This window comes from Amycolatopsis sp. CA-161197 (assembly GCF_050942255.1).
Taxonomy (GTDB): domain Bacteria; phylum Actinomycetota; class Actinomycetes; order Mycobacteriales; family Pseudonocardiaceae; genus Amycolatopsis.
On the sequence record NZ_CP192059.1, the window covers coordinates 1,927,535 to 1,948,623 of the forward strand.

At 70.5% G+C, this 21,089-nt stretch carries 18 protein-coding genes and 2 pseudogenes; 11 read left to right on the forward strand and 9 right to left on the reverse strand.

What is annotated here, in order from left to right; translation table 11 throughout:
• Positions 1-68: 68 nt before the first annotated feature.
• From ACQPXB_RS09355 to ACQPXB_RS09370, 4 genes and pseudogenes are all read right to left on the reverse strand, one after another.
• Positions 69-302, reverse strand: a pseudogene (locus ACQPXB_RS09355) (ABC transporter permease); the annotation flags it as partial.
• A 3-nt stretch (positions 303-305) separates the two neighbouring features.
• A pseudogene (locus ACQPXB_RS09360) lies at positions 306-575 on the reverse strand (ATP-binding cassette domain-containing protein); the annotation flags it as partial.
• A 5-nt stretch (positions 576-580) separates the two neighbouring features.
• Positions 581-1,618, reverse strand: coding sequence for a class I mannose-6-phosphate isomerase (locus ACQPXB_RS09365; protein ID WP_432850891.1), 1,038 nt, complete (start codon positions 1,616-1,618; stop codon positions 581-583).
• Entirely contained in the window at positions 1,615-2,598 is a 984-nt protein-coding gene (locus tag ACQPXB_RS09370) for a LacI family DNA-binding transcriptional regulator (protein ID WP_366579182.1), read from the reverse strand. The genes ACQPXB_RS09365 and ACQPXB_RS09370 overlap by 4 nt, the downstream gene beginning before the upstream one ends.
• A 322-nt stretch (positions 2,599-2,920) precedes the next feature.
• Here ACQPXB_RS09370 and ACQPXB_RS09375 point away from each other — a divergent pair, with 322 nt between their 5' ends.
• From ACQPXB_RS09375 to ACQPXB_RS09385, 3 genes are all read left to right on the forward strand, one after another.
• Positions 2,921-6,157 carry a GH92 family glycosyl hydrolase gene (locus tag ACQPXB_RS09375; RefSeq protein ID WP_432850894.1) on the forward strand — a complete coding sequence of 1,079 codons (3,237 nt, stop codon included), beginning with the start codon at positions 2,921-2,923 and terminating at the stop codon, positions 6,155-6,157.
• Between the two features lie 76 nt (positions 6,158-6,233).
• Positions 6,234-8,633, forward strand: coding sequence for a GH92 family glycosyl hydrolase (locus ACQPXB_RS09380; protein WP_432850896.1), 2,400 nt, complete (start codon positions 6,234-6,236; stop codon positions 8,631-8,633).
• 302 nt (positions 8,634-8,935) lie between these two features.
• Complete coding sequence (locus ACQPXB_RS09385; RefSeq protein ID WP_360600889.1) at positions 8,936-9,307, forward strand: DUF3817 domain-containing protein; 372 nt, start codon at positions 8,936-8,938, stop codon at positions 9,305-9,307.
• A 64-nt stretch (positions 9,308-9,371) separates the two neighbouring features.
• On the opposite strand, the gene ACQPXB_RS09390 is transcribed toward ACQPXB_RS09385, so the two are convergent.
• Entirely contained in the window at positions 9,372-9,872 is a 501-nt protein-coding gene (locus ACQPXB_RS09390) for a MarR family winged helix-turn-helix transcriptional regulator (RefSeq protein WP_366579187.1), read from the reverse strand.
• A gap of 87 nt (positions 9,873-9,959) precedes the next feature.
• Between ACQPXB_RS09390 and ACQPXB_RS09395 the strand changes: the two genes are divergently transcribed.
• Entirely contained in the window at positions 9,960-10,265 is a 306-nt protein-coding gene (locus ACQPXB_RS09395) for a thiamine-binding protein (protein ID WP_220237532.1), read from the forward strand.
• Positions 10,266-10,269: 4 nt separating this feature from the next.
• Here the strand turns inward: ACQPXB_RS09395 and ACQPXB_RS09400 are convergent, their stop codons facing one another.
• A complete protein-coding gene (locus ACQPXB_RS09400) occupies positions 10,270-10,674 on the reverse strand; it encodes a hypothetical protein (RefSeq protein WP_366579189.1) in 405 nt (134 codons plus the stop codon).
• A 125-nt stretch (positions 10,675-10,799) separates the two neighbouring features.
• Here ACQPXB_RS09400 and ACQPXB_RS09405 point away from each other — a divergent pair, with 125 nt between their 5' ends.
• Together ACQPXB_RS09405 and ACQPXB_RS09410 are read left to right on the forward strand one after the other, a co-directional pair.
• Complete coding sequence (locus ACQPXB_RS09405; RefSeq protein ID WP_432850899.1) at positions 10,800-11,768, forward strand: tetratricopeptide repeat protein; 969 nt, start codon at positions 10,800-10,802, stop codon at positions 11,766-11,768.
• An 88-nt stretch (positions 11,769-11,856) separates the two neighbouring features.
• Positions 11,857-12,603, forward strand: coding sequence for an SDR family NAD(P)-dependent oxidoreductase (locus tag ACQPXB_RS09410; RefSeq protein ID WP_432850901.1), 747 nt, complete (start codon positions 11,857-11,859; stop codon positions 12,601-12,603).
• Positions 12,604-12,679: 76 nt separating this feature from the next.
• Here ACQPXB_RS09410 and ACQPXB_RS09415 read toward each other — a convergent pair whose 3' ends face one another.
• A complete protein-coding gene (locus tag ACQPXB_RS09415) occupies positions 12,680-14,104 on the reverse strand; it encodes a neutral zinc metallopeptidase (protein ID WP_432850903.1) in 1,425 nt (474 codons plus the stop codon).
• Between the two features lie 98 nt (positions 14,105-14,202).
• On the opposite strand from ACQPXB_RS09415, the gene glgP reads away from it, so the two are divergent.
• Positions 14,203-16,746: an alpha-glucan family phosphorylase gene (gene glgP, locus ACQPXB_RS09420; protein ID WP_366579194.1), complete on the forward strand. Its 2,544-nt coding sequence runs from the start codon at positions 14,203-14,205 to the stop codon at positions 16,744-16,746.
• Entirely contained in the window at positions 16,746-17,297 is a 552-nt protein-coding gene (locus ACQPXB_RS09425; protein WP_432850906.1) for a GNAT family N-acetyltransferase, read from the forward strand. Before glgP ends, ACQPXB_RS09425 begins: the two co-directional genes overlap by 1 nt.
• Here ACQPXB_RS09425 and ACQPXB_RS09430 read toward each other — a convergent pair.
• Positions 17,215-17,610: a rhodanese-like domain-containing protein gene (locus tag ACQPXB_RS09430; protein WP_386948670.1), complete on the reverse strand. Its 396-nt coding sequence runs from the start codon at positions 17,608-17,610 to the stop codon at positions 17,215-17,217. The two genes, ACQPXB_RS09425 and ACQPXB_RS09430, sit on opposite strands and share 83 nt — an antisense overlap.
• The gene (locus tag ACQPXB_RS09435) at positions 17,607-18,152 is read right to left on the reverse strand and encodes a cysteine dioxygenase (RefSeq protein WP_366579199.1); all 546 of its coding nucleotides are present in this window, start codon (positions 18,150-18,152) and stop codon (positions 17,607-17,609) included. The genes ACQPXB_RS09430 and ACQPXB_RS09435 overlap by 4 nt, the downstream gene beginning before the upstream one ends.
• A gap of 327 nt (positions 18,153-18,479) precedes the next feature.
• Between ACQPXB_RS09435 and ACQPXB_RS09440 the strand changes: the two genes are divergently transcribed.
• Genes ACQPXB_RS09440 through ACQPXB_RS09450 form a run of 3 tightly spaced genes read left to right on the forward strand, consistent with a single transcriptional unit; the run spans position 18,480 to position 21,089 of the window.
• Positions 18,480-19,292 carry an ABC transporter ATP-binding protein gene (locus tag ACQPXB_RS09440; protein WP_364055729.1) on the forward strand — a complete coding sequence of 271 codons (813 nt, stop codon included), beginning with the start codon at positions 18,480-18,482 and terminating at the stop codon, positions 19,290-19,292.
• Between the two features lie 55 nt (positions 19,293-19,347).
• Entirely contained in the window at positions 19,348-20,127 is a 780-nt protein-coding gene (locus ACQPXB_RS09445) for an enoyl-CoA hydratase/isomerase family protein (RefSeq protein WP_432850909.1), read from the forward strand.
• The gene (locus tag ACQPXB_RS09450) at positions 20,124-21,089 is read left to right on the forward strand and encodes a class I SAM-dependent methyltransferase (RefSeq protein ID WP_432850911.1); all 966 of its coding nucleotides are present in this window, start codon (positions 20,124-20,126) and stop codon (positions 21,087-21,089) included. The genes ACQPXB_RS09445 and ACQPXB_RS09450 overlap by 4 nt, the downstream gene beginning before the upstream one ends.

The window sequence follows — 21,089 nt, forward strand, 5'->3', positions numbered from 1 at the left end:
CTCGGGCCGCTCAGCAGCTCTGCTTGTAGAAGTACTGCGAGTTCGCGCCCACGCGAAGATCACGGCCCAGACAGGTCGATGCCGGAGGTGATGATCACGAACGCGATGCCCACCGAGCACACAAGCAGCACCTACGTCTCGATCAGCGTCGTCCGGAGCGTGAGCACCGTAAAGACGATGATCAGCGCGACGAGCACGAGCGTGCTTCAGAACGTGTTGGCGCCGATCGGCTGCTTACCGAGCGGCACCTCGGCGAACCCACCGTCCACAGTGGTCTGGATGCCCCTGGGAGGAGTACTCACGCGGGCCAGGTCCTGGTACACCGTCTCGATCCCGAGCCGCCGTGCGGCCACCGGGGAGTCGAGGTGTACTTCGGAGCCGTCGAGCAGGATCCTGCCGGACGTCGGCTGCTCGGCGCCGGAAAGGCACTTCACGAGCGTCGACTTGCCGGCGCCGTTGTCGCCGATCAGGGCCGTGACCTCGCCCGCGCGGGCCTGGAAGGAAGCGCCGCGGAGGGCTTCCACCGAGCCGTAGTGCTTCGTGAGGTCCACCGCGTCCAGCAGGATCTCGCTCATGAGGCCTACCTCTTCTCGGGTGCGGGCGGGCGGCAGCGGATCGCGGTGAGCGAGCCCGACGCCTCGACCTGCCCGGCGTCGAACGGCACCACGTAGGTCTCGCCCTTGGCCAGGGCGAACTCGCCGCCGTGTTCCGTGCGCAGCGTGCCGGCGCCGTCGAGGACCACGAGCACGGAGAACGACGGGTCGAACGCCAGGGAGCCGCAGGACAGCTGCACGCGGTCGGCGCGGAAGAACTCGTCGGAACCCGCGGCCAGCAGGTCCACCGACGTGGCCTTGTCCTCGGCGGTGTGCTTCACGATCGTGGTGAGCCGCTCGGCGTCCCAGCCGGACGTGTCGAGCGTTTCGATCGCGGTGTCGAAGCCGATGCCGAGGTGGCCCTTCTCCGGCGAGGCCAGGAAGTCACGCCACTCCAGCGTGAGCGAGAAGTCGGTGGGCTGCTGCAGCTCCACCACGAACACGCCCTCGCCGATCGCGTGCGGCAGCCCGGCCGGGATGTACACGGTGTCGCCGGCCTGCACGGGCACGCTGTTGAGCGCGCCCAGCATGCTCGGCGCGTCCTGCTCGCGGGTCCACTCGGCGACGGTCGCCTTGCTCACCGTCTCCTTGAAACCCGGGTACACGCGCGGGTCGTCACCGTAGGTACCTACCACGATCCACGCCTCGGTCTTGCCGAAGTGCGAGTCGAAGTGCTTCTCCGCGAAGGAGTCGCTCGGGTGGAAGTGCACGGGCAGCCGCTGGCCCGCGTCGAGCAGCTTCACCAGCAAGCCGGTGGAATCGCCGAGCTTGGCCACGTGCGCGGCACCCAGCCACGCCTCGGCGTTCTCGCGCACGGCGTCGCGCAGCCAGACGCCGCTGGGGAGCTTCGTGAGGCCGTTGGTGTCCTGGCCGAACATCGTGGTGACGGAGCCGACCCAGTCCTCCGGGCCGAACTTCGAGTCCGTACCGGTGGCACCGCGCAGCGCGGCGATCGCGTCGCCACCGCGGTAGAACTGCGGCGGCTGGTTGGCCGGGAGCCGGATCGGTTCGAGGTGCGTGCTCACGGGGTGACCTCACCGGAACCACGGGCGACAAGATGCACGGGCAGGACTACCTTTCTGGGTGCGGACTGATCCCCCTGGATCCGCGCGAACAGCAGCTCTGCCGCCGCGTGCCCCAGGGCGCTGACGTCGTGGGCGACCACCGTCACGGGCGGGTCCAGCAGGTCCGCCAGCTCGAAGTCGTCGAAACTCACCATCGCGGGCCGGTGCTCGGCGTGGGCCAGGGCGCGCAGCAGGTGCACGGCCACGCGGTTGTTGCCCGCGATCACCGCGGTCGCGGCCGACGGACCCGTCAGCAGCGTCGCCACGGCGTGGGCGATCGTCTCCGGCGTGGGCGTGCGCATCACCACGAGGCTCTCGTCGTAGGAGACGCCGTTGCGTACGCAGCCTTCGCGGAAGCCGCGCAGCCGCTCGGCCGCGGTGAAGATGTCGGGGCTGTCACCGAGGAACGCGATCCGGCGGTGCCCGTGGCGCACCAGATGCGTGACCGCGTCGATGGTGCCGCCGAGGTTGTCCACGAGCACGGTGTCGGCCACGATGTCGCCGGCCGGGCGGTCGAGGAACACCACGGGCGTGCCCGCGCGCATCTCCGGCACGAGGTAGCCGTGCTGCATGCCCGCCGGGACCACGAGGATCCCGTCGACCCGGCGCGCGCAGAACTCCAGCGCCAGCTCGCGTTCGCGGTCGGAGTTCTCCTCCGACGAACCGGTGAGCACGTGGCGGCCGAACGACGTCGCGATGCGCTCCACCGCGCGGTTGAGCTCGGAGTAGAACGGGTTGCCGACGTCTTCGACGATGAGCCCGATCGTGCCCGTGGTCGAGCCGCGACGCAGGTTGCGGGCGCCGAGGTTGCGCCGGAACCCGAGCTGCTCGATGGCCGCCACCACGCGCTCGGCGGTGTCGGGGTGGACCGCGGGCTCGTCGTTGACCACCCGGGACACGGTCTTGATGCTGACGCCGGCGAGCCGGGCCACATCGCTCATCGTGGCCCGTCGGCTCGCCGGGCGGGGAAGCCCGTCCGCTTCCCGGCCATGAGGAGACAACGTTGTCATAGTGGCGCAGATTGCACACCACAGGCCGGGTCGCTGTCAATGCCCGCTTCGCGCCGAATGGGATTCAGCCTGCGAAAGTTGTGAGGCAGATGGCTGATCACTGTGTCCTGAACCAGACAGGCTTCCACGCACGACTTGACGTTTTCGTGAACGATTGCCCAAGGTTGCCCGCATCGACGGTGTGCGCGACAAGGTTGTCATCCCACTCCTGAGCGGCCCTGACGGCCGAGTCGCGCCGACGACTGGAGAGGCGATGGCGATGGCGCGAGCGCGCTGGAGAGCCGGACTGATCTTCCTGACCACGGCGGTGGTGGCGGCGGTCGCGCCGGCCACCGCGGCCGTGGCGGCGAAAGCCCCGGACACCGATTTCGCGAAGTGGGTGAACCCCTTCGTCGGAACCCGGCCGGGCGGCGAGGACCACGGCACCGGTGGCGGTGCCGGCAACACGTTCCCCGGCGCGGTGGCGCCGTTCGGGATGGTGCAGTGGAGCCCGGACACGGTGAAGTCGCAGCCGGGCGGCTACTTCTACGACGACAACGCCCTCACCGGCTTCAGCCTCACGCACCTCTCGGGTGCCGGCTGCTCGACGTACGAGGACATCCCGTTCATCCCGTACGTCGGCGAGGTCAGCACCTCGCCGGCGACGGACCCGGGCCACTACACGTCGAAGTTCAGCCACGACAACGAGCACGCCACCGCGGGCGAGTACGACGTCACCCTCGACAGCGGCGCGAAGGTCGAGCTGAGCGCGACGCAGCGCACCGGCTCCGCGCGCCTGACCTACCCCGCCGGCGCGTCCTCGACACTGCTGGTCAACACGTCCGGCTCGGTCAACGGCACGGACGACGCGTCGATCACCATCGGCAAGGACACCATCAGCGGCTGGGCGACCAGCGGCCGCTTCTGCGGTGCGCAGAACACCTACCGCGTGTACTTCTCCGCCAAGTTCGACACCCCGTTCGCCTCGATCGGCACGTGGAAGAACGGCGCGGTGACGCCCGGCAAGACGTCGGAGACCGGCGGGGCTCGCGCGAAGGTGGCGCAGCCGAACGGCGTGAACGCCGCCATCGCGCGCCCGGCCAAGGCCAAGACGCAGGACACCACCGTGAGCGGCCCCGGCAGCGGCGGCTACGTGACCTTCGCGAACCTCAACGGCGCGCAGGTCAACGTGCAGGTCGGCCTGTCGTTCGTGTCCGTGGACGGTGCGAAGGCGAACCTGAAGGCCGAGAACAACGGCAAGAAGTCCTTCGACCAGGTCGCGGCCGGTGCGCGCAAGGCGTGGAACGACCAGCTCGGCAAGGTCGCCGTCAGCGGCGGCGCCGACGCGGACATGACCACGTTCTACACGTCGCTGTATCACTCGCTGATCCAGCCGAACGTGTTCTCCGATGTGGACGGTTCCTACCCGGGCTTCGACGGCCGGATCCACAAGGCCGACAAGGGCCACGCGATGTACACCAACTTCTCCGGCTGGGACATCTACCGCTCGGAGATCCCGCTGCTGGCCACGATCGACCCGGCCCAGACGTCGGACATCGTGCGCTCGATGATGGCCTACGCCGAGCAGGGCGGCTCGTGGGACCGCTGGACCGTGGCCAACGACTACACCGGAGTGATGAACGGCGACCCGTACCACATCATCGTCTCCAGCGCGTACGCCTTCGGCGCGCGTGACTTCGACGCCCAGAAGGCGTTGCTGCTGATGATCAAGGGCGCCACCCAGCCCACCCAGGGCTACACCGAGCGGCCCGGCCTCGCCGACTACATGCGGCTGGGCTACGTACCCGGCGCCGGCGCGGACACCCTCGAGTACACCAGCGCCGACTTCGCCATCGCGCAGTTCGCGAAGCGCCTCGGCGACAGCGCCACCTACACCACGTTCATGAAGCGCGCGCAGAACTGGCAGAACCTCTACAACCCGGGCACCGGCCACCTGCAGCCGCGCAACGCCGACGGCTCGTTCGCCGGCACGTACGACCCGGCCAGCTCGCAGGGCTGGGTCGAGGGCAACGGCGCGCAGTACGAGTGGATGGTTCCCTACGACCTCGGCGGCGTCGTCTCGGCGTTCGGCGGCGACACGGCGACGCAGTCGCGGCTGGACACCTTCTTCACGCAGCTGAACGCCGGCACCCAGCTGCCGTACGCGTTCATGGGCAACGAGCCGAACTCCAACGCGCCCTACGTCTACTCGTACGCGGGTGCCCCGGCCAAGACGCAGTCCATCGTGCACCGGTCGATGGACGAGCTCTACAACCCTCGTCCCGAGGGCCTGATCGGCAACGACGACCTCGGCCAGATGTCGGCCTGGTACGTGTGGTCCGCGCTGGGCGTCTACCCGGAGATCCCGGGCCGCGCCGAGGTGCTGCTGTCCACGCCGCGGTTCGAGCACGCCGTGCTCACGACGGGCGCGGGCAAGAAGATCACGATCAACGCGCCCGGCACCGGTGACTACGTCGGCTCGCTGAAGGTCAACGGCGGTGCGGCCACCAAGGCGTGGCTGCCCGAGGCCCTGATCTCGACCGGCGGCACGCTCGACTTCACCCGCTCGGCCACGGCCACCCAGTGGGGCGCCGCGGCGGCCGACGCCCCGCCGTCGTTCCGCGAGCAGGAGAAGCCGAGCCTCGCGTTCGCCAACCCGGCCCGCGTGGTGACCCCGGCGGGCTCGACCGTGACGGCGAGCGTCGGCGTGCAGGACCTGTCCGGCACCGCGAGGACGTGGACCTACACCGCGGGCAGCGCCGACGGCATCACGCTGTCGCCGGCGTCGGGCTCGGTCGCCGTGCCGGCCAACGGCAAGGCGCAAGCCACGGTCAACGTCACCGTCCCCGCGGGCACCGCCGACGGCGCCCGCCGCATCCCGGTCACGTTCTCCGCGCCGGGGCTGGCGAGCACCGAGGCCGTGCTGACGGTGCTCGTGGCTCAGCCGGGCAGCTGGCTGGCCACTGTGGACAACGCCGGCATCTCGCCCGACTCCGACTCGACGAAGGCCAACTTCGACGGCGGTGGCTGGAGCTACTCGGCCGACGCGCTGGCCGCGGCCGGCGCCAAGCCGGGCGGCACGGTGACGAGCGACGGGCTGAACTTCACCTGGCCCTCGTTCCCGGCGGGCGACCCCGACAACGTGGTGGCGAACGGCCAGAAGGTGACCGTGACCGGCTCGGGCCGGCTCGAGCTGCTCGGCGCCGGCTCCAACGGCAACGCGCAGGGCACGCTCACCATCACCTACACCGACGGCACCACGTCCACCGCCACGGTCGGCGTGTCCGACTGGACGCTCGGCGGCGGCGGTGCGCAGCCGTCGTTCGGCAACCGGATCGTGCTGTCCACGCCGTACCGCAACGCTTCGGGTACCGACCCGCAGCAGATTCGCACGATGGTGTTCGGCACCGCGCCGATCACCCTCGACGCCGGCAAGACGGTGGCGAGCGTGACGTTGCCGTCGAACGTCAGCGGCGGCGTGATGCACATCTTCGCCATCGCTGTCGGCTGATCTTCGCCAGTCCGTGATCCGTGGAGGGCTCCTCGTCCGAGGGGTCCTCCACGGACCCGTTTCGGGAGGGAGCTCGATGAGGAGCAGAACACTGGCGGGCGCGCTCGCGCTCGCCGTCGTGGCGGCCGGCCTCACGCCGGTCACGGCCTCGGCCGGACCGGCCGACGCGCTGGAGTCGGTGAACACGTTCATCGGCACGCAGGACGAGGGCAACACGTTCCCCGGCGCGTCGGCGCCGTTCGGCATGGTGCAGGTTTCACCGTCGACCACGCACTACGCCGGCTACCTCTACACCGACACCGCGATCCGCGGCTTCGGCCACTTCTACCTGTCCGGCGCGGGTTGCTGGGAACAGGGCGGCCTGGTGCAGACCCTGCCCACCACCGGGGACGTCGGCCCGGGCGCGGCCTTCGACACGACCAAGCCCGCCACCTTCGACAACGCCAATTACGCCGCGCCCTACACCCACGACGGAGAGGTCGGGAAACCCGGCTACTACAAGGTGCACCTGACCGGTTACGGCGGCGTCGACGTGGAGACCACGGCCTCGACCCGCAGCGGCGTCGAGCGCTACACGTTCGACAAGTCCGGTCCCGCCAACGTGTTCGTGAACGTCGGGCAGGCCAACGCCAAGGAGCCCGTGACCGGCAGCAGCGTGCGGATCGTCGACGACCACACGATCTCCGGCACCGTCGAGTCGCAGGCCTTCTGCGGCGGCAAGGCCTACACGACGTACTTCACGACGAAGTTCGACAAGCCGTTCTCCAGCTACGGCACCTGGTCGCCGACGGGTGGCACGCCCGGCAGCAAGTCGTCGGAAGGCGGCGCGGGCCTGCGCGGCGCGTGGCTGACCTTCCCGAAGGGCGACCAGATCACGGCCACCACGTCGATCTCCCAGGTGGACGCCCACGGCGCCGACGTGAACCTCGCCGCCTCGCGCGTGCGCCCGTTCGACGCGGTGAAGGCCGACGCGCAGCGCACGTGGCGCCAGGAACTGTCCAGTGTGGACATCACCGGCGGCACGCCCGACGAGCGCACGGTGTTCTACACCTCGCTCTACCACGCGTTCCTGCAGCCGCTCACCGCCAACGACGCCGACGGCCGCTACTACGGCTTCGACAAGAAGATCCACCGCGCGATCGGCTGGACGTACTACGACTTCTTCTCGCTGTGGGACACCTACCGCAGCCAGAACCAGCTGCTCGCGCTGCTGAAGCCCGACCGGGCGCGCGACATCGCGAAGAGCATCCTCGCGATCCACGAGGAGGGCGGCTGGCTGCCGCGGTGGGCGTACGCGAGCCAGGAGACGAACACGATGACCGGCGACCCGGTCACGCCGTTCCTGGTCGACCTGTGGCGCTTCGGCGCGCTGAAGGGCGATGAAGTCGAGGCGTACGAGGCGCTGCTGCAGAACTCGCAGCAGATCCCGCCGGCGTCCTCGCCGTTCCAGGGCCGCTCGGGCAACGCGAGCTACCAGGCCGACGGGTTCGTGCAGTACGACCCGAACTTCCCGAAGAAGGGCCAGGACACCGACCCGAACCACGGCGCTTCGGCCACCCTGGAGTACGCGCTCGGCGACTGCTCGCTCTCGGCCATGGCCGCCGCGCTGGGCAAGAAGCAGGACGCGGCCGCGTTGGCCGCGAGGGGCCGCACGTACCAGACGCTGTGGGACCCGACCGTGACCGACCGCGGTTTCACCGGCTTCTTCCGCCCGAAGGTCACCGGCGGCGACTGGTTCACGCCCGCGGGCCAGGCCTACAGCCCGCAGAGCCAGGACGGCTTCCACGAGGGCACCGCGTGGCAGTACCAGTGGCTGGTGCAGCAGGACGTGCCCGGCCTGATGAAGGAGATGGGCGGCGCCGACAACACCCACGCGCGCCTCGACGACTTCTTCGCCTACGACGACCTCGTGAAGGACCCGGCGAAGACCGTTCGCGAGGAATGGGTGGTCGGTCCGTATTCCTACTACAACCAGTTCCGTTACAACCCCAACAACGAACCCGACCTGCACTCGCCGTGGATGTACACGCTCACCGGCCAGCCGTGGAAGACCTCCGCGGTGGTGCGCGCGGCCCACACGCTGTTCACGAACGCCCCCAACGGCGTCACGGGCAACGACGACCTCGGCACCATGTCGGCGTGGTACGTCTTCAGCGCGCTCGGCCTCTACCCGGCCGTACCCGGTACCGGGAACTTCGTGCTCAACGCGCCGCAGTTCGCGAAGTCCGTGCTGCACCTGCAGAACGGGCGTTCGGTCACCATCAAGGCACCGGGGGCCGACGGGGCGAAGCTCCAGTACGTCCGCGGCCTGAAGGTGGGCGACGGGCGGCAGGCGCGGCCTTCGGACAAGTCCTACGTGAGCGTCGAGCAGCTGCGGCGCGGGGCCACACTGGACTTCACGCTGACCGCCGACGCCGCGCAGGCCACGTGGGCAACATCACCTTCGTCGGCGCCGCCGTCACCGTGTGCCGGTTAGTGTCCGGTTGAGGACTATCCGTGAAGGCTCTTTCCCGGAATGCGAGACCGGGAAGGGGCCTTCACGGTTTTCCGGGCATTTCCCCACCGTTTCCCGCAGTGGTCCAGACCATATTCGGGAGGGTCCGTGAGGATAGTCACGGGCCCCGGTGTTCCGGTGAGGGCCGTCACGCCTCACACTGGTGTCATACGCGTCCGACAGTGCTGTTGACGTCAAGCGGGTAGTCCCCCTTGGACAGTGCGCCGGACGCGTTTTTGTGTGTGCAGGCAGCACGCACCCGTGTGACGCACAGGAGGAAAGTCGTGTCCAGCAAGGCCGCTCTCGTGTTCCGCGTGGCCGCAGTCGCCGAAGCCCTGTCCTGGGCCGCGTTGCTGATCGGGATGTTTCTCAAGTACGTCGTGCACTCCTCCGGTGAGGGCGGCGTGCCCGTCATCGGCATGGTCCACGGCGTGATCTTCGTGCTCTACGTCGTGGTCTCCCTGTCCGTCGCCAAGCCGCTCGGCTGGCGCCCGAAGACCCTGGTGCTCGCGCTGCTGTCCAGCATCCCGCCGCTGTTCACCTGGATCTTCGAGAAGTGGGCCCTGCGCAACGGCCGCCTCGACGGCCCCCAGCGCCTGACCCACGGCGGTGTCGGCCTGTTCGAGTCCCGCGTGCCGGAGACCGTCAACGCCTGAGTTCCCCGCTTTTCGACGGGCCCGTACGACCTCGTGTCGTGCGGGCCCGTTTCGCGTTCCGGCGTTATTCGCTGAAGTCGCCCGACGAGCGGCGGACCTTGGTGAGCAGGTCGGTGAGCTGCTCGACCTGCCGCTCGGTGAGCCCCGTGAGCCCGAAGTCGATGCCCGTCACGGCGGCCGTCGCGGCTTCGCGGCGCGCGCGGCCGTCGTCGGTGATCTCGACCAGTGTCGTGCGCCGGTCGGTGGGGTGGGGCACGCGCTTCACGAGCCCGTCGCGCTCGAGGCGGTCGACTATGTTGGTGACACTGGTGGGGTGCAACTGCAGCCGCTCGCCCATCACCCGCATCGGCAGCCGCGAGTTGCGGGCGAAGGTGAGCAGCACGAGCGCCTCGTAGCGGGCGAACGTGAGGCCGTGCGGCTTGAGCGAGCCGTCGACCGCCGACTGGATGATCTGTTGCACCCGCATCAGACCGGTGACCGCGGCCATGGTTCCGGCGGGACCGATCCGGTCCTCCCAGAGCTCGGCCGCACGGGCGATCGGGTCGAACGGCAGCGGTCGGTTCATGACAAACGAAGTTACCAGCGGGTACCCGGAAGACGGCGATCGCCCTGCTCAGCCGCCATTGTTTTCCTCTGATGAAAGGATCCCGACATGATCGTCGCGTTCAGCGTGAGCCCCTCCGGCGGCGACCCGGACGCCGGGGTGAGCGAGGCCGTCTCCCGCGCCGTGAAGGTCGTCCGCGACAGCGGCCTGCCGAACTCCACGAACGCGATGTTCACGAACGTCGAAGGCGAGTGGGACGAGGTGATGGCCGTCGTGAAGCAGGCCGTGCAAGCCGCGGGGGAGGGGTCGGCGCGCGTCGGCCTCGTGCTGAAGGCCGACATCCGCCCGGGCTACGACACGGGCCAGCTGACCGCGAAGGTCGACCGCGTGGAAGCGCACCTGCGCGAGGACTGAGCGCCTACGGCAGCGGCGGGGTGAACGCGACGGTCCACCGGCCTTCCTCCCTGGTCACCGCCAGGGAGTAGGTGAACCGCGACCCGTGCGTCACCCCGCTGACCACCGCGCGCGTCGGGGCGTGGTCGTCGGGGACGAGTTGCACGGCGATGTCGCGCACGTCCTCTTCGCCGAGCACGGCCACGTAGTCGTCGGCGAAGTCGGAGGCGCCCGAGCCCGGGTAGTCGAGCAGGTCTTCGAGCCCGCCGGAGTCGCGGGCGACCAGGGCGCTGCGCAGCGAGTCCCGCAGGGCGACGGGCGAGGGCGCGCCCGGGTCCGGCTGGTTCGCGATGAGCAGCGTGATCGCTACGACCCAGGCCACGCCCACCCCGACGGCCACCGCCACGGTGGCGTTGCGCCGGCTCAGCATCACGGCCTCCCTGATCTTTCCGCGTGAGCATGCCCGAGCCGGGCGCTCCTGCCAATCGCGGCGCGAGTGCGCCACCCGGGCACCGGCGGTGAAATGTCCCGCCGCCCCGTGCCAGGATGGAGGGCGTGACACACCCACGCGGATCTGCAGCGAACTCAGCGGCCATGTCCGCCGCACTGTCCGGCGCGGTCGACCTGTCCGCGCTCAAGGCCCGGGCCGAGGCGTCCCGGAGCCAGCCCCCCGCGCCGCCCGCGGGTGCGGCGCCGGCCGGGGGCGGCGCGCCGCCGTCGGACGTCATCATGGATGTGACGGAAGCCACGTTCCAGACCGACGTCGTCGAGCGCTCGCTCAACCAGCTCGTGCTCGTGGACCTGTGGGCCGACTGGTGCGGCCCGTGCAAGCAGCTCAGCCCCGTGCTGGAGCGCCTCGCCACCGAAGCGGCCGGCGCGTGGGTGCTCGCCCGCGTCGACGTGGACGCCAACCCGCGCATCGCGCAGCTGTTCGGCGCCCAGTCGATCCCGACCGTCGTCGCGATCGGCGGCGGCCAGCCCGTGGACGCGTTCTCCGGCGCCCTGCCGGAGCCCGAGATCCGCAAGTGGCTGAACGCGCTGCTCGACGCCCTGCGCGACAAGCTCCCCGGCATCCGCGCCGCCGAGGAGGTCCGCGGCCCGATCGAGGAGCCCGAGGACCCGCGCTTCACCGAGGCCGAGGAAGCCTTCGAGCAGGGCGACTTCGCCGCCGCGCAGGCCGCCTACGAGCGCATCCTCGACGCCGAGCCCGCCAACGAGCTGGCCAAGAACGCCCTGGCCCAGGTCAAGTTCACCGCCCGCGCCGAAGCGGCCGACCCGGACGCCCGCAGCAAGGCCGACGCCGACCCGTCGAACCTCGACGCCCAGCTCGCGGCCGCCGACCTGGAGATCGCGGAGCAGGACGTGGAAGCCGCGTTCACCCGCCTGATCGACACCGTCCGCCGCACCGCCGGCGACGACCGCAACCGCGTCCGCGAACACCTGGTCGCGCTCTTCGACCTGTTCGACCCGGCCGACGAGCGCGTGATGAAGGCCCGCCGCAACCTGGCGAGCGCCCTGTTCTGACCCGTTCCACCACGAAGGCCCCCGATCCGCGATCGGGGGCCTTCGTCGTCCGGCGGCGAAACGATCGTGCTCCACTAGCCTCACGGACGTGCGCATCTCCAGCCTGCGAGGAAAAACCGCCCTGGTCACGGGCGCCGGCCGCGGACTGGGCCGCGCCCTCGCCCTGGGCCTGGCCGAACGCGGCGCCGAAGTCGTCCTCGTCGCCCGTTCCGATGCGGAGCTCGCGAAGACGGCCGACCTCGCCGCCGGCCCCACCCGGCTCATCCCGGCCGACCTCGGCAGTCCCGCCGAAGTCGCCGCGCTCGTGGAGGGGGCCGGCCCGGTCGACGTGCTGGTCAACAACGCCGCCGTGACCCGGCCCGTCGCCCCCACGGCCGAGGTCGACCCGGCCGATTTCGCGGCCGCGATCGCGACCAACCTCACCGCGCCGGTCACGCTCACCCTCGGCGTGCTGCCCGGGATGCTCGCCCGCGGCTGGGGTCGCGTCGTCAACGTCTCCAGCGGCGTCGCCGCGCACCCCGGCTCGCTCATCGGCGGCAACGCCTACACCACGACCAAGGCCGCGCTGGAGGCCCACAGCCGCAACCTCGCCGCGGAGCTCGCGGGCACGGGCGTGACCGTGAACGTCTACCAGCCGGGCATGGTCGACACCGCGATGCAGACGGAAATCCGGGGCGACCTCGGCCGTGGCCTCGCCGAACCCGTCCGCCGCGGGTTCGCCGACGCGTACGAAAACGGCGTCCTCATCACCCCGGAGGCGTCCGCGGCGGGGCTGCTCGACCACCTGCTCGGCGACGACAACGGCGTCACCTGGGACGCACCCGGCTTCGGCTGAACCTCGGCCAGGCGCGTTTCCAGCATTCCTGGAAATTCCGGCCACACCGATTTTCCAGCCTGGGTGGAAAATCGGGTCAGCCGTACTGCTTCGAACAGACCGAAGACCCCTCGAGATACCCCCGCCGCAGGGACTCGACGCGGTCGAAACCGCTGTCGGGCCGCTTGCCGTTCACGTCCGCCGACACCAGGCCCTGCGGCCGCAGCAGGTCCGCGATCGCCTCGTCGAGGTCGCCGGCGGACAGACGCAGCGAGCCGGGCCGGTTCGTGAACGCCGCCCAGGCGCCGACCAAGCACGACGTCCGCAGCCCGGCGTTCGGGTTGTCCAGCGAAGCCCCCACGCCCTTCTGGATCCCCAGCGCGTACCGGGACGCCACCTCCGCGAACGCCGCGAAGTCGCCCAGGCCCGAACTCTGCTGCCCGGACGCCTCGGCCTCCTCGTCCACCGGCTGAGCCAGCGCCGTGAGCCGCGAAACGTCGATGTTCACCGTGTTGTCGGCCGGGCAGTAGGACGCGGGCGGGGTCGACGGCCCACCCGAGCAGCTGCCGCTCCCGGGCACGATCGTCGGCGCCTTCACTCCCGCACCACCGAACGCCGAGTCGAGGCTCGACTTCAGCAGCGCGAGGGTCTGCTCGGAGATCTTCGCGTCGCCCTTGCCCTTGTCGCCGGTGTCGAACGGCCGCTCGGTGAGCCGCTCCTGCACGTTCTGCGCGTTCATGCCCGCGCACTCCTTCGGGCCCTTCTCGAACCCGGACTGGAACGCGAACGTCCGGTCGAACGCGGTGCCGTGGGCTTGGCGGTCGGTGGCGCTCGTGCCGGCCTGGTCGCGGATGAAGAACATCGCGGCCATGATCTGGTCAAGGCCCTCGGCCGTGGACACCTGGTAGTACTTGCTCTTGCCCTCGGCCACCCAGCGGAAGTAGCTGCCCGCGAAGCAGTCGGCCTGCTGCTCCTTCACCACGCTCGGCGTGCTCTTCGTGATGCCGGCCTTCGGCCCGAGCCGGTACTGGATCGCGTGGCCGAACTCGTGCGCCAGCACGGTGACCACCGACATGGGCCCGAAGCGCTGGCGCAGCATCGGCAGCAGCACGCCGCGGTCCCAGGCCACCGAGTCGTCGGCGGAGCAGTAGAACGCGTTCACGAGCTTCTTCACGCTGCCGCACGCCGTGTTCTCGGTGTCGGTGCGCGAGTCGTAGGACAGCAGCGACGTCACGGGCTTGAAGTCCTGTCCGAAGTCGGTCGGCAGGGCCTCGCCCCAGTAGGCCTCGACGTCGGCGATCGCGGCCGTGGCGAGCTGGTCGTCCTGGCCGCCCTCGGCGTTCTTCACGGTCAGGTTCGGCTTCGGCGCGCCACTCTTGAGGCCGCTGTCGAAGTGGGTCACGGGCAGGCCCGCGACGTTGCCGGCCCCCGGCGTGACCGGTCCGGCCGAACCAGTTCCGCACGCCGCCGCGCCGAGCGCGGCCACCACCGCGAGCGCCAGCAGCGCTCCCCCTCGCCTCATCACGCCCGGGACCCTACCCAGCGGGTGTGCCCGATGTGAGCGTTATCCCCGAACGGGTCACGAGCGCCGGGACCGGCGGCCCGATATGGTCGCTGACCATGCGTGCTGTCCGCCGGTTCACCGTCCGAGCCAGCCTGCCGGAATCGCTAGCGGGCCTTGGCGCGCTCGCGACGAACCTGCGCTGGACGTGGCACCCACCGACTCGCGACCTGTTCGCGTCGATGGACGCCGAGCTCTTCAACGCCATCCGCGACCCGTTGCGGATGCTCACCGCGCTGCCGCCCGAGCGTCTCGAAGAGCTGTCGGTGGACGAGGACTTCCTGCGTCGCACGCGCGAAGCGGCGGCGGGGCTGGAGCAGTACCTCACCGAGCCGCGCTGGTACCAGCGGCGTACCGACGAAGGCCTGCCCGCGGCCGTCGCGTACTTCTCGATGGAGTTCGGCGTCACCGAGGCCCTGCCCAACTACTCGGGCGGCCTCGGCGTGCTCGCGGGCGACCACCTGAAGGCGGCTTCGGACCTCGGCGTGCCGATGGTCGGCGTCGGGCTGCTCTACCGGTCGGGCTACTTCCGCCAGAGCCTGTCGCTCGACGGCTGGCAGGTCGAGCACTACCCGGTGATCGACCCCAACGCGTTCCCGCTGGAGCTGGTCACCGACGGCGGGCACGCGGTGCTCGTCGAGGTCGCCATGCCGGGCGGGCGCACGCTGCACGCGCAGATCTGGCGCGCCCGCGTGGGCCGCATCCCGCTGCTCCTGCTCGACACCGACATCGAGACCAACGACGAGGACCTGCGCCCCGTCACCGACCGGCTCTACGGCGGCGACGCCGACCACCGCATCCGCCAGGAGATCCTCGCCGGCATCGGCGGTTTCCGGGCCGTGCGGAAGTTCTGCGAGCTCACCGGCCACCCACAGCCGAACGTCTTCCACACCAACGAGGGCCACGCCGGGTTCCTCGGCCTCGAGCGCGCCCGCGAGATCATCCAGGCCGACCGGCTCGGCTTCGACGAGGCGCTGCCGGCCGTGCGCGCGGGCACGGTGTTCACCACGCACACCCCGGTGAGCGCCGGCATCGACCGGTTCCCCGTCGACCTCGTGCAGCGCTACTTCTCCGACGGCCGGCTCGTGCCGGACATCGACGTGCGCCGCGTGCTGCAACTCGGCGCGGAGGACAACCCGGGCCTGTTCAACATGGCCCACATGGGGCTGCGGCTCGCGCAGCGCGCCAACGGCGTCTCCGAGCTCCACGGCCGCGTCACCCGGCGCATGTTCTCCCGCCTGTGGCCCGGATTCGACGACGACGAGGTGCCCGTCTCGTCCATCACCAACGGCGTGCACGGGCCCACGTGGGTCGCGCGCGAGCTGAGCGCGCTGCTGGGCGGCAACCACGACGAGTTCGGCCACGAGGGCCGCACGCCGGACAGCTCGCTGCGCGACGGCGTCACCGACCAGCAGCTGTGGGAGCTGCGCCGCGAGCTGCGGGAGAAGCTCGTGGCCGAGGTGCGCCGGCGCGTGCGGGCGGCGTGGATGCAGCGTGGCGCTTCGGCGCTGGAGCTGGGCTGGACGGAGCGCGTGTTCGACCCGGACGTGCTGACCGTCGGCTTCGCCCGCCGCGTGCCCACGTACAAGCGCCTCACGCTGATGCTGCGCGACCCCGACCGCTTGCGCGCCCTGCTGCTCGACGAGAAGCGTCCGATCCAGATCGTGATCGGCGGCAAGTCGCACCCTGCCGACGAGAACGGCAAGCAGCTCATCCAGCAGATCGTGCGGTTCGTCGACGACCCCGCCGTGCGTCACCGCATCGTCTTCCTGCCCGACTACGACATGTCCATGGCCCGCTACCTCTACCGCGGCTGCGACGTGTGGCTCAACAACCCCGTGCGGCCGCTGGAGGCGTGCGGCACGTCGGGCATGAAGTCGGCGCTCAACGGTGGCCTCAACCTCTCCATCCGCGACGGCTGGTGGGACGAGTGCTACGACGGCTCCAACGGCTGGGCCATCCCCACCGCCGACGGTGTCACGGATCCCTTGCGCCGCGACGACCTCGAGGCCGCCGCGCTCTACGACCTGCTCGGCCAGCAGATCGCGCCGCTGTACTACGACAAGGACGCTTCGGGCGTCCCCTCCGGCTGGCTGTCGATGGTGTGGCACACGCTGGAAACGCTCGGCCCGCGCGTGCAGGCCTCGCGCATGGTCCGCGAGTACGTGGACTCCGGCTACCTGCCCGCGTCGCGCATGGTCGCCGCCGCCGTCGGCGACGGCTACGCGGGCGCCCTGTCGCTCGCCGACTACCGCACCAAGCTCGAAGTCTCCTGGCCGCGCGTGCGGATCTTCGACTCGGAGCTGCTCTACGACCACTCCTCACGGCTGGTCGTCGGCACCGAGGTCACCGTCCGCGCCCGCATCGACCTGGCCGGCCTGAACCCGTCCGAAGTGGACATCCAGGCCGTCGTCGGCCAGGTCGGCGATGGCGACGAACTCACGGACACAGTCACGGTCCCGATGCAGGGCGACGGCATCGGCGCGTTCTCCGCGTCCCTGCGCCTGCCCCGCGCAGGCTCGGTCGGCTACACGGTGCGGGTGCTGCCGAAGCACCCCCTGCTGGCGAGCCCCGCGGAACTGGCCCGCGTCGTCCTCGCCTAGTGCCGGACATCGAGGTCCGCCCGGCCCGCCCCACTGAGTTCGAGGCCGTCGCCGGGTTGCGGTGGCGCTGGGTGGCCGAGCGGGACGGCCTGCCGGACCATGAGCGCGCCGCGTTCGTCCGCGAGTTCGCCGCGTGGGTGCGGGAGAACGCGGCTACGCACCGGTGCCTGGTCCTCGTGCGCGACGGCGAAGTGATGGGGATGGCGTTCCTCGCGATCACCGCGCGGGTGCCGTCGCCGCTCGCGTTCTCGCGGGCGTCGGGCGACCTGCAGTGCGTGTACGTGGTGCCGGAGGTCCGGGACGGCGGGTTGGGTGGCCGGCTGATCGACACGACCCTGCGCCTGGCCGCTGAACTCGGCCTGGAGCGCGTCACCGTACATTCGTCGGAACGCGCCGTGCCGACCTACGAACGGCAAGGCTTCGCGTTGTCACCGCTCCTGCTGCAGATCAAGCCGCGCGAAACCGCCGCTACGGCACCGCCGGCGAGCCACCCTCCACCACCGGCAACCCAGCCTCCGCCCAAGCCCGGAACCCACCCTCGAGATCCGTAGCGTTCTTCAACCCCAGCCGCTGCAGGTCCGCCGCGGCCAGGCTCGACGAGTAGCCCTCGTTGCACATCACGATCGCCGTCGTGTCAGGAGTCACACCGTCGAGCCGCCAGTCGCTGTCCGGGGCGAGCCGCCACTCCAGGTGGATCCGCTCGACGACCACGGCGCCGGGGATCTCGCCCTCGGCGGCGCGGTTGGCGTGCGGCCGGATGTCCACGATCAGCGCGCCTTCGGCCTGCAGCGAAGACGCGCGCTCCGGCGAGACCCGGTCCAAGGAGGACCGGGCGCCGGCGAGGAAGTCGTCGATCGAGCTCATCGGCCGAGTATGACCGGCAGCGGCGGGATTTCGCCGGGCACGTCGGCCAGCGTCGCGTATTCGCGCGTGGGCACCAGCGGCGGCGAGTACGCGTGGACGCTGGCGGCCGGCTGGTCGCCGAGGCCGGTGACCTGGTGCGCGCGCCCGGCGCCGAAGCCGATGCTCTCGCCCGCCGTGTGCGTGCGGCGCCGGATCGGGCCGCCGGGATAGCGGTATTCCTCACCCAGCTCGCCCTGCAGCACGGTGAACGAGCCGGCCGCGCCACCGTGGTCATGGGGCTTCGTTTGCTGGCCGGGCAGCCACGACAGCAGCCACAGCTCCAGCCCGTCGGTGAGCGCGAGCCGCGCCCACCAGCGGCTTTCCTCGTCGAAGCGCAGCACCTCGCGCAGGCTGGAGGTGAGCTCGGTGGTCACGGTCTTGGTGAGGTCGGCCAGCTCACGCGGCGTCCACAGCAGCCGCTCGGGCTGAAGCAGCTGCGCCAGCAGCGGATCGGTCAGCCGGGGGTGGATCTCGAAGTCGGGACGGGTGATCGACGTGGTCAACGCGGGTGCTCCTCAAACGGGGGTGACGGCTGGCAAGACGGCACAGCGCGGCACGAAACCCGCGTTCAGCAGGCGCGCCGCACTCGCGTACACCCGCAAGAGGCCACGAGGAGCAGGTCGATCGTGCGACGGCGCCAGAACGAGCCCCGGGCTGCGGGGACGGTGGCGGACGCGGACCTGGACACGTCACCGATCGTGCCACAGCTCGCACTTTGTACGCTGCTTCGTCCCATCCGCTGGACGTCGGCGCGGGGTCACACGCGCGCGGGTGCGTTGTCAACCCCGGGCGGGTGCGGACGCGCGCGCGTGGACGGCCACAATGGGCCCGTGAGCGAGCCGATCCTGCCCAGCGACCTTGACGACCTCGTGGTGCGGATGTCCGGTGTCGGCGTCCGCCGGAGCGGAAACGACCTTCTCGCGGACCTCGACTGGAGCGTCGAACTCGACGAACGGTGGGTCGTGCTCGGGCCCAACGGCGCGGGCAAGACGACCCTGCTGCGGCTGGCCGCCGCGGAGCTGCACCCCACGGCCGGCACCGTCGACCTGCTCGGCGACCGCATCGGCCGCGTGAACATCTTCGACCTGCGCCCCCGCATCGGGTTCACCTCCGCCGCCATCGCCCAGCGCATCCCGGGTGACGAGCGCGTGGAAGACGTGGTGGTGAGCGCCGGCTACGCCGTGATGGGCCGCTGGCGCGAGGCCTACGACAGCCTCGACCTCAACCGCGCCGCCGAGCTGCTCGGCACGCTCGGCATCGCGCACATGGCGAAGCGCACGTTCGGCACGCTGTCCGAAGGCGAGCGCAAGCGCGTGCTGATCGCGCGTTCGCTGATGACCGACCCGGAGCTGCTGCTGCTCGACGAGCCGGCGGCGGGTCTGGACCTGGGCGGGCGTGAGGACCTCGTGGCGCGGCTGTCCGACCTCGCGATGGACCCGGACGCGCCGGCCATGGTCCTCGTCACGCACCACGTCGAGGAGATCCCGCCGGGCTTCACCCACGCGCTGCTGCTGCGCGACGGGCACGCCGTGGTCGCGGGCCTGATGGACGACGTGATCACGAGCGAGAACCTGTCGAAGACGTTCGACCAGGACCTGGTGCTGCAGCGTTCGGGCGAGCGGTTCTTCGCCCGGCGCCGGTAAGTTCGGGCGTACCGGCCGGTAGCCTGCCGGCATCCGTCAACGAGGAGGAAGTCGCGTGGGAGAGTTCGTCAACCTCGAGGTCGAGAACGGCGTCGGCACGATCCGCCTGAACCGGCCGCCGGTCAACGCGATCAACAACCAGCTGCAGACCGAGCTGGCCGACGCCGCGCGCGAGGCGTCGAACCGCGAAGACGTGCGTGCGGTGATCCTCTACGGCGGCGAGAAGACCTTCGCCGGTGGCGCGGACATCAAGGAGATGGGCGACCGCACCTACCCGGAGATCTCGAAGTTCGGGGCCGAGCTCACCGCGTCCTGCTCGCTGGTCGCGGCCATCCCGAAGCCGGTCGTCGCCGCCATCACCGGCTACGCCCTCGGCGGCGGCCTGGAGCTGGCGCTCACCGCCGACTGGCGCGTGGCGGGCGACAACGTGAAGGTCGGCCAGCCGGAGATCCAGCTCGGCATCATCCCGGGTGCCGGCGGCACGCAGCGGCTCTCGCGCCTGATCGGCCCGAGCAAGGCCAAGGACCTCATCTACACCGGCCGGTTCGTGAAGGCGGACGAAGCGCTGAAGCTCGGCATCGTCGACGAGGTCGTCGCGCCGGACGACGTGTACGCCGCCGCGCACAAGTGGGCGGCGCAGTTCGTGAACGGTCCCGCCGTGGCGCTCAAGGCCGCGAAGGCCGCCATCGACTCGGGTCTCGACGTCGACCTGGCCACCGGCCTGAAGATCGAAACACAGCTGTTCACGGCGCTGTGGGCCACCGAGGACCAGAAGAACGGCATGAAGTCCTTCATCGAGAACGGCCCCGGCAAGGCCACTTTCGAGGGGAAGTGACCGCCGTGACCGACCCGGCCCCGAACCCGCACGCCACGGCCGACGAGGTCAAGGCGGCCTACGCCGACCCGAAGCTCGCCAACGTGCTCTACCACGACTGGGAAGCCGGGACGTACGACGAGAAGTGGTCGATCTCGTACGACGAGCGCTGCATCTCGTATGCCACCGACGTGTTCAACGCCGTCGCGGGCGAGGACGGCCAGCCCTACACCCACGCGATGGAGCTGGGCAGCGGCACCGGGTTCTTCCTGCTGAACCTCATGCAGGGCGGCGTCGCGAAGAAGGGTTCCGTCACGGACCTCTCGCCGGGCATGGTGCAGGTGGCGCTGCGCAACGCGGAGAAGCTGGGCCTCGACGTCGACGGCCGCGTGGCCGACGCGGAGCGGATCCCGTACGAGGACAACACTTTCGACCTCGTGGTGGGTCACGCCGTGCTGCACCACATCCCCGACGTGCGCCAGGCGTTCGGCGAGGTGCTGCGCGTGCTGAAGCCGGGCGGGCGGTTCGTCTTCGCGGGCGAGCCGACCAAGGTCGGCGACTTCTACGCGCGCAAGCTCGGCCAGATCACCTGGTACCTCACCACGCGTGTCACGAAGCTGCCCGCGTTGACCGGCTGGCGGCGTCCGCAGTCCGAACTGGACGAATCCTCCCGTGCGGCGGCTCTCGAAGCCGTGGTGGACATCCACACCTTCGACCCGTCGGAACTCGAGGGGATGGCGCGCGGCGCCGGGGCGCAGGATGTGCGCGCGGTGACGGACGAGTTCTCGGCGGCTCTCGCGGGCTGGCCGATCCGCACGTTCGAGGCGGCTGTCCCGCAGCAGAAGCTCACGGTCCGGTGGCGCATGTTCGCCTACCACCTGTGGCTGCGGCTGTCCGCTTTGGACAAGAAGGTGCTCTCGAAGGTGCTGCCGCGTGAGCTGTTCTACAACGTGATGATCACCGGGACCAAGCGGCCTTCCTGA

What these genes read in the sequence shown, in the direction of transcription:
- ACQPXB_RS09400 (WP_366579189.1), bottom strand. Translation starts at nt 10,674, where the DNA reads ATGCTGAGCCGGCGCAACGCCACCGTGGCGGTGGCCGTCGGGGTGGGC.
- ACQPXB_RS09380 (WP_432850896.1), top strand. Translation starts at nt 6,234, where the DNA reads ATGAGGAGCAGAACACTGGCGGGCGCGCTCGCGCTCGCCGTCGTGGCG.
- glgP (WP_366579194.1), top strand. Translation starts at nt 14,203, where the DNA reads ATGCGTGCTGTCCGCCGGTTCACCGTCCGAGCCAGCCTGCCGGAATCG.
- ACQPXB_RS09430 (WP_386948670.1), bottom strand. Translation starts at nt 17,610, where the DNA reads ATGAGCTCGATCGACGACTTCCTCGCCGGCGCCCGGTCCTCCTTGGAC.
- ACQPXB_RS09390 (WP_366579187.1), bottom strand. Translation starts at nt 9,872, where the DNA reads ATGAACCGACCGCTGCCGTTCGACCCGATCGCCCGTGCGGCCGAGCTC.
- ACQPXB_RS09395 (WP_220237532.1), top strand. Translation starts at nt 9,960, where the DNA reads ATGATCGTCGCGTTCAGCGTGAGCCCCTCCGGCGGCGACCCGGACGCC.
- ACQPXB_RS09415 (WP_432850903.1), bottom strand. Translation starts at nt 14,104, where the DNA reads ATGAGGCGAGGGGGAGCGCTGCTGGCGCTCGCGGTGGTGGCCGCGCTC.
- ACQPXB_RS09375 (WP_432850894.1), top strand. Translation starts at nt 2,921, where the DNA reads ATGGCGATGGCGCGAGCGCGCTGGAGAGCCGGACTGATCTTCCTGACC.
- ACQPXB_RS09370 (WP_366579182.1), bottom strand. Translation starts at nt 2,598, where the DNA reads ATGAGCGATGTGGCCCGGCTCGCCGGCGTCAGCATCAAGACCGTGTCC.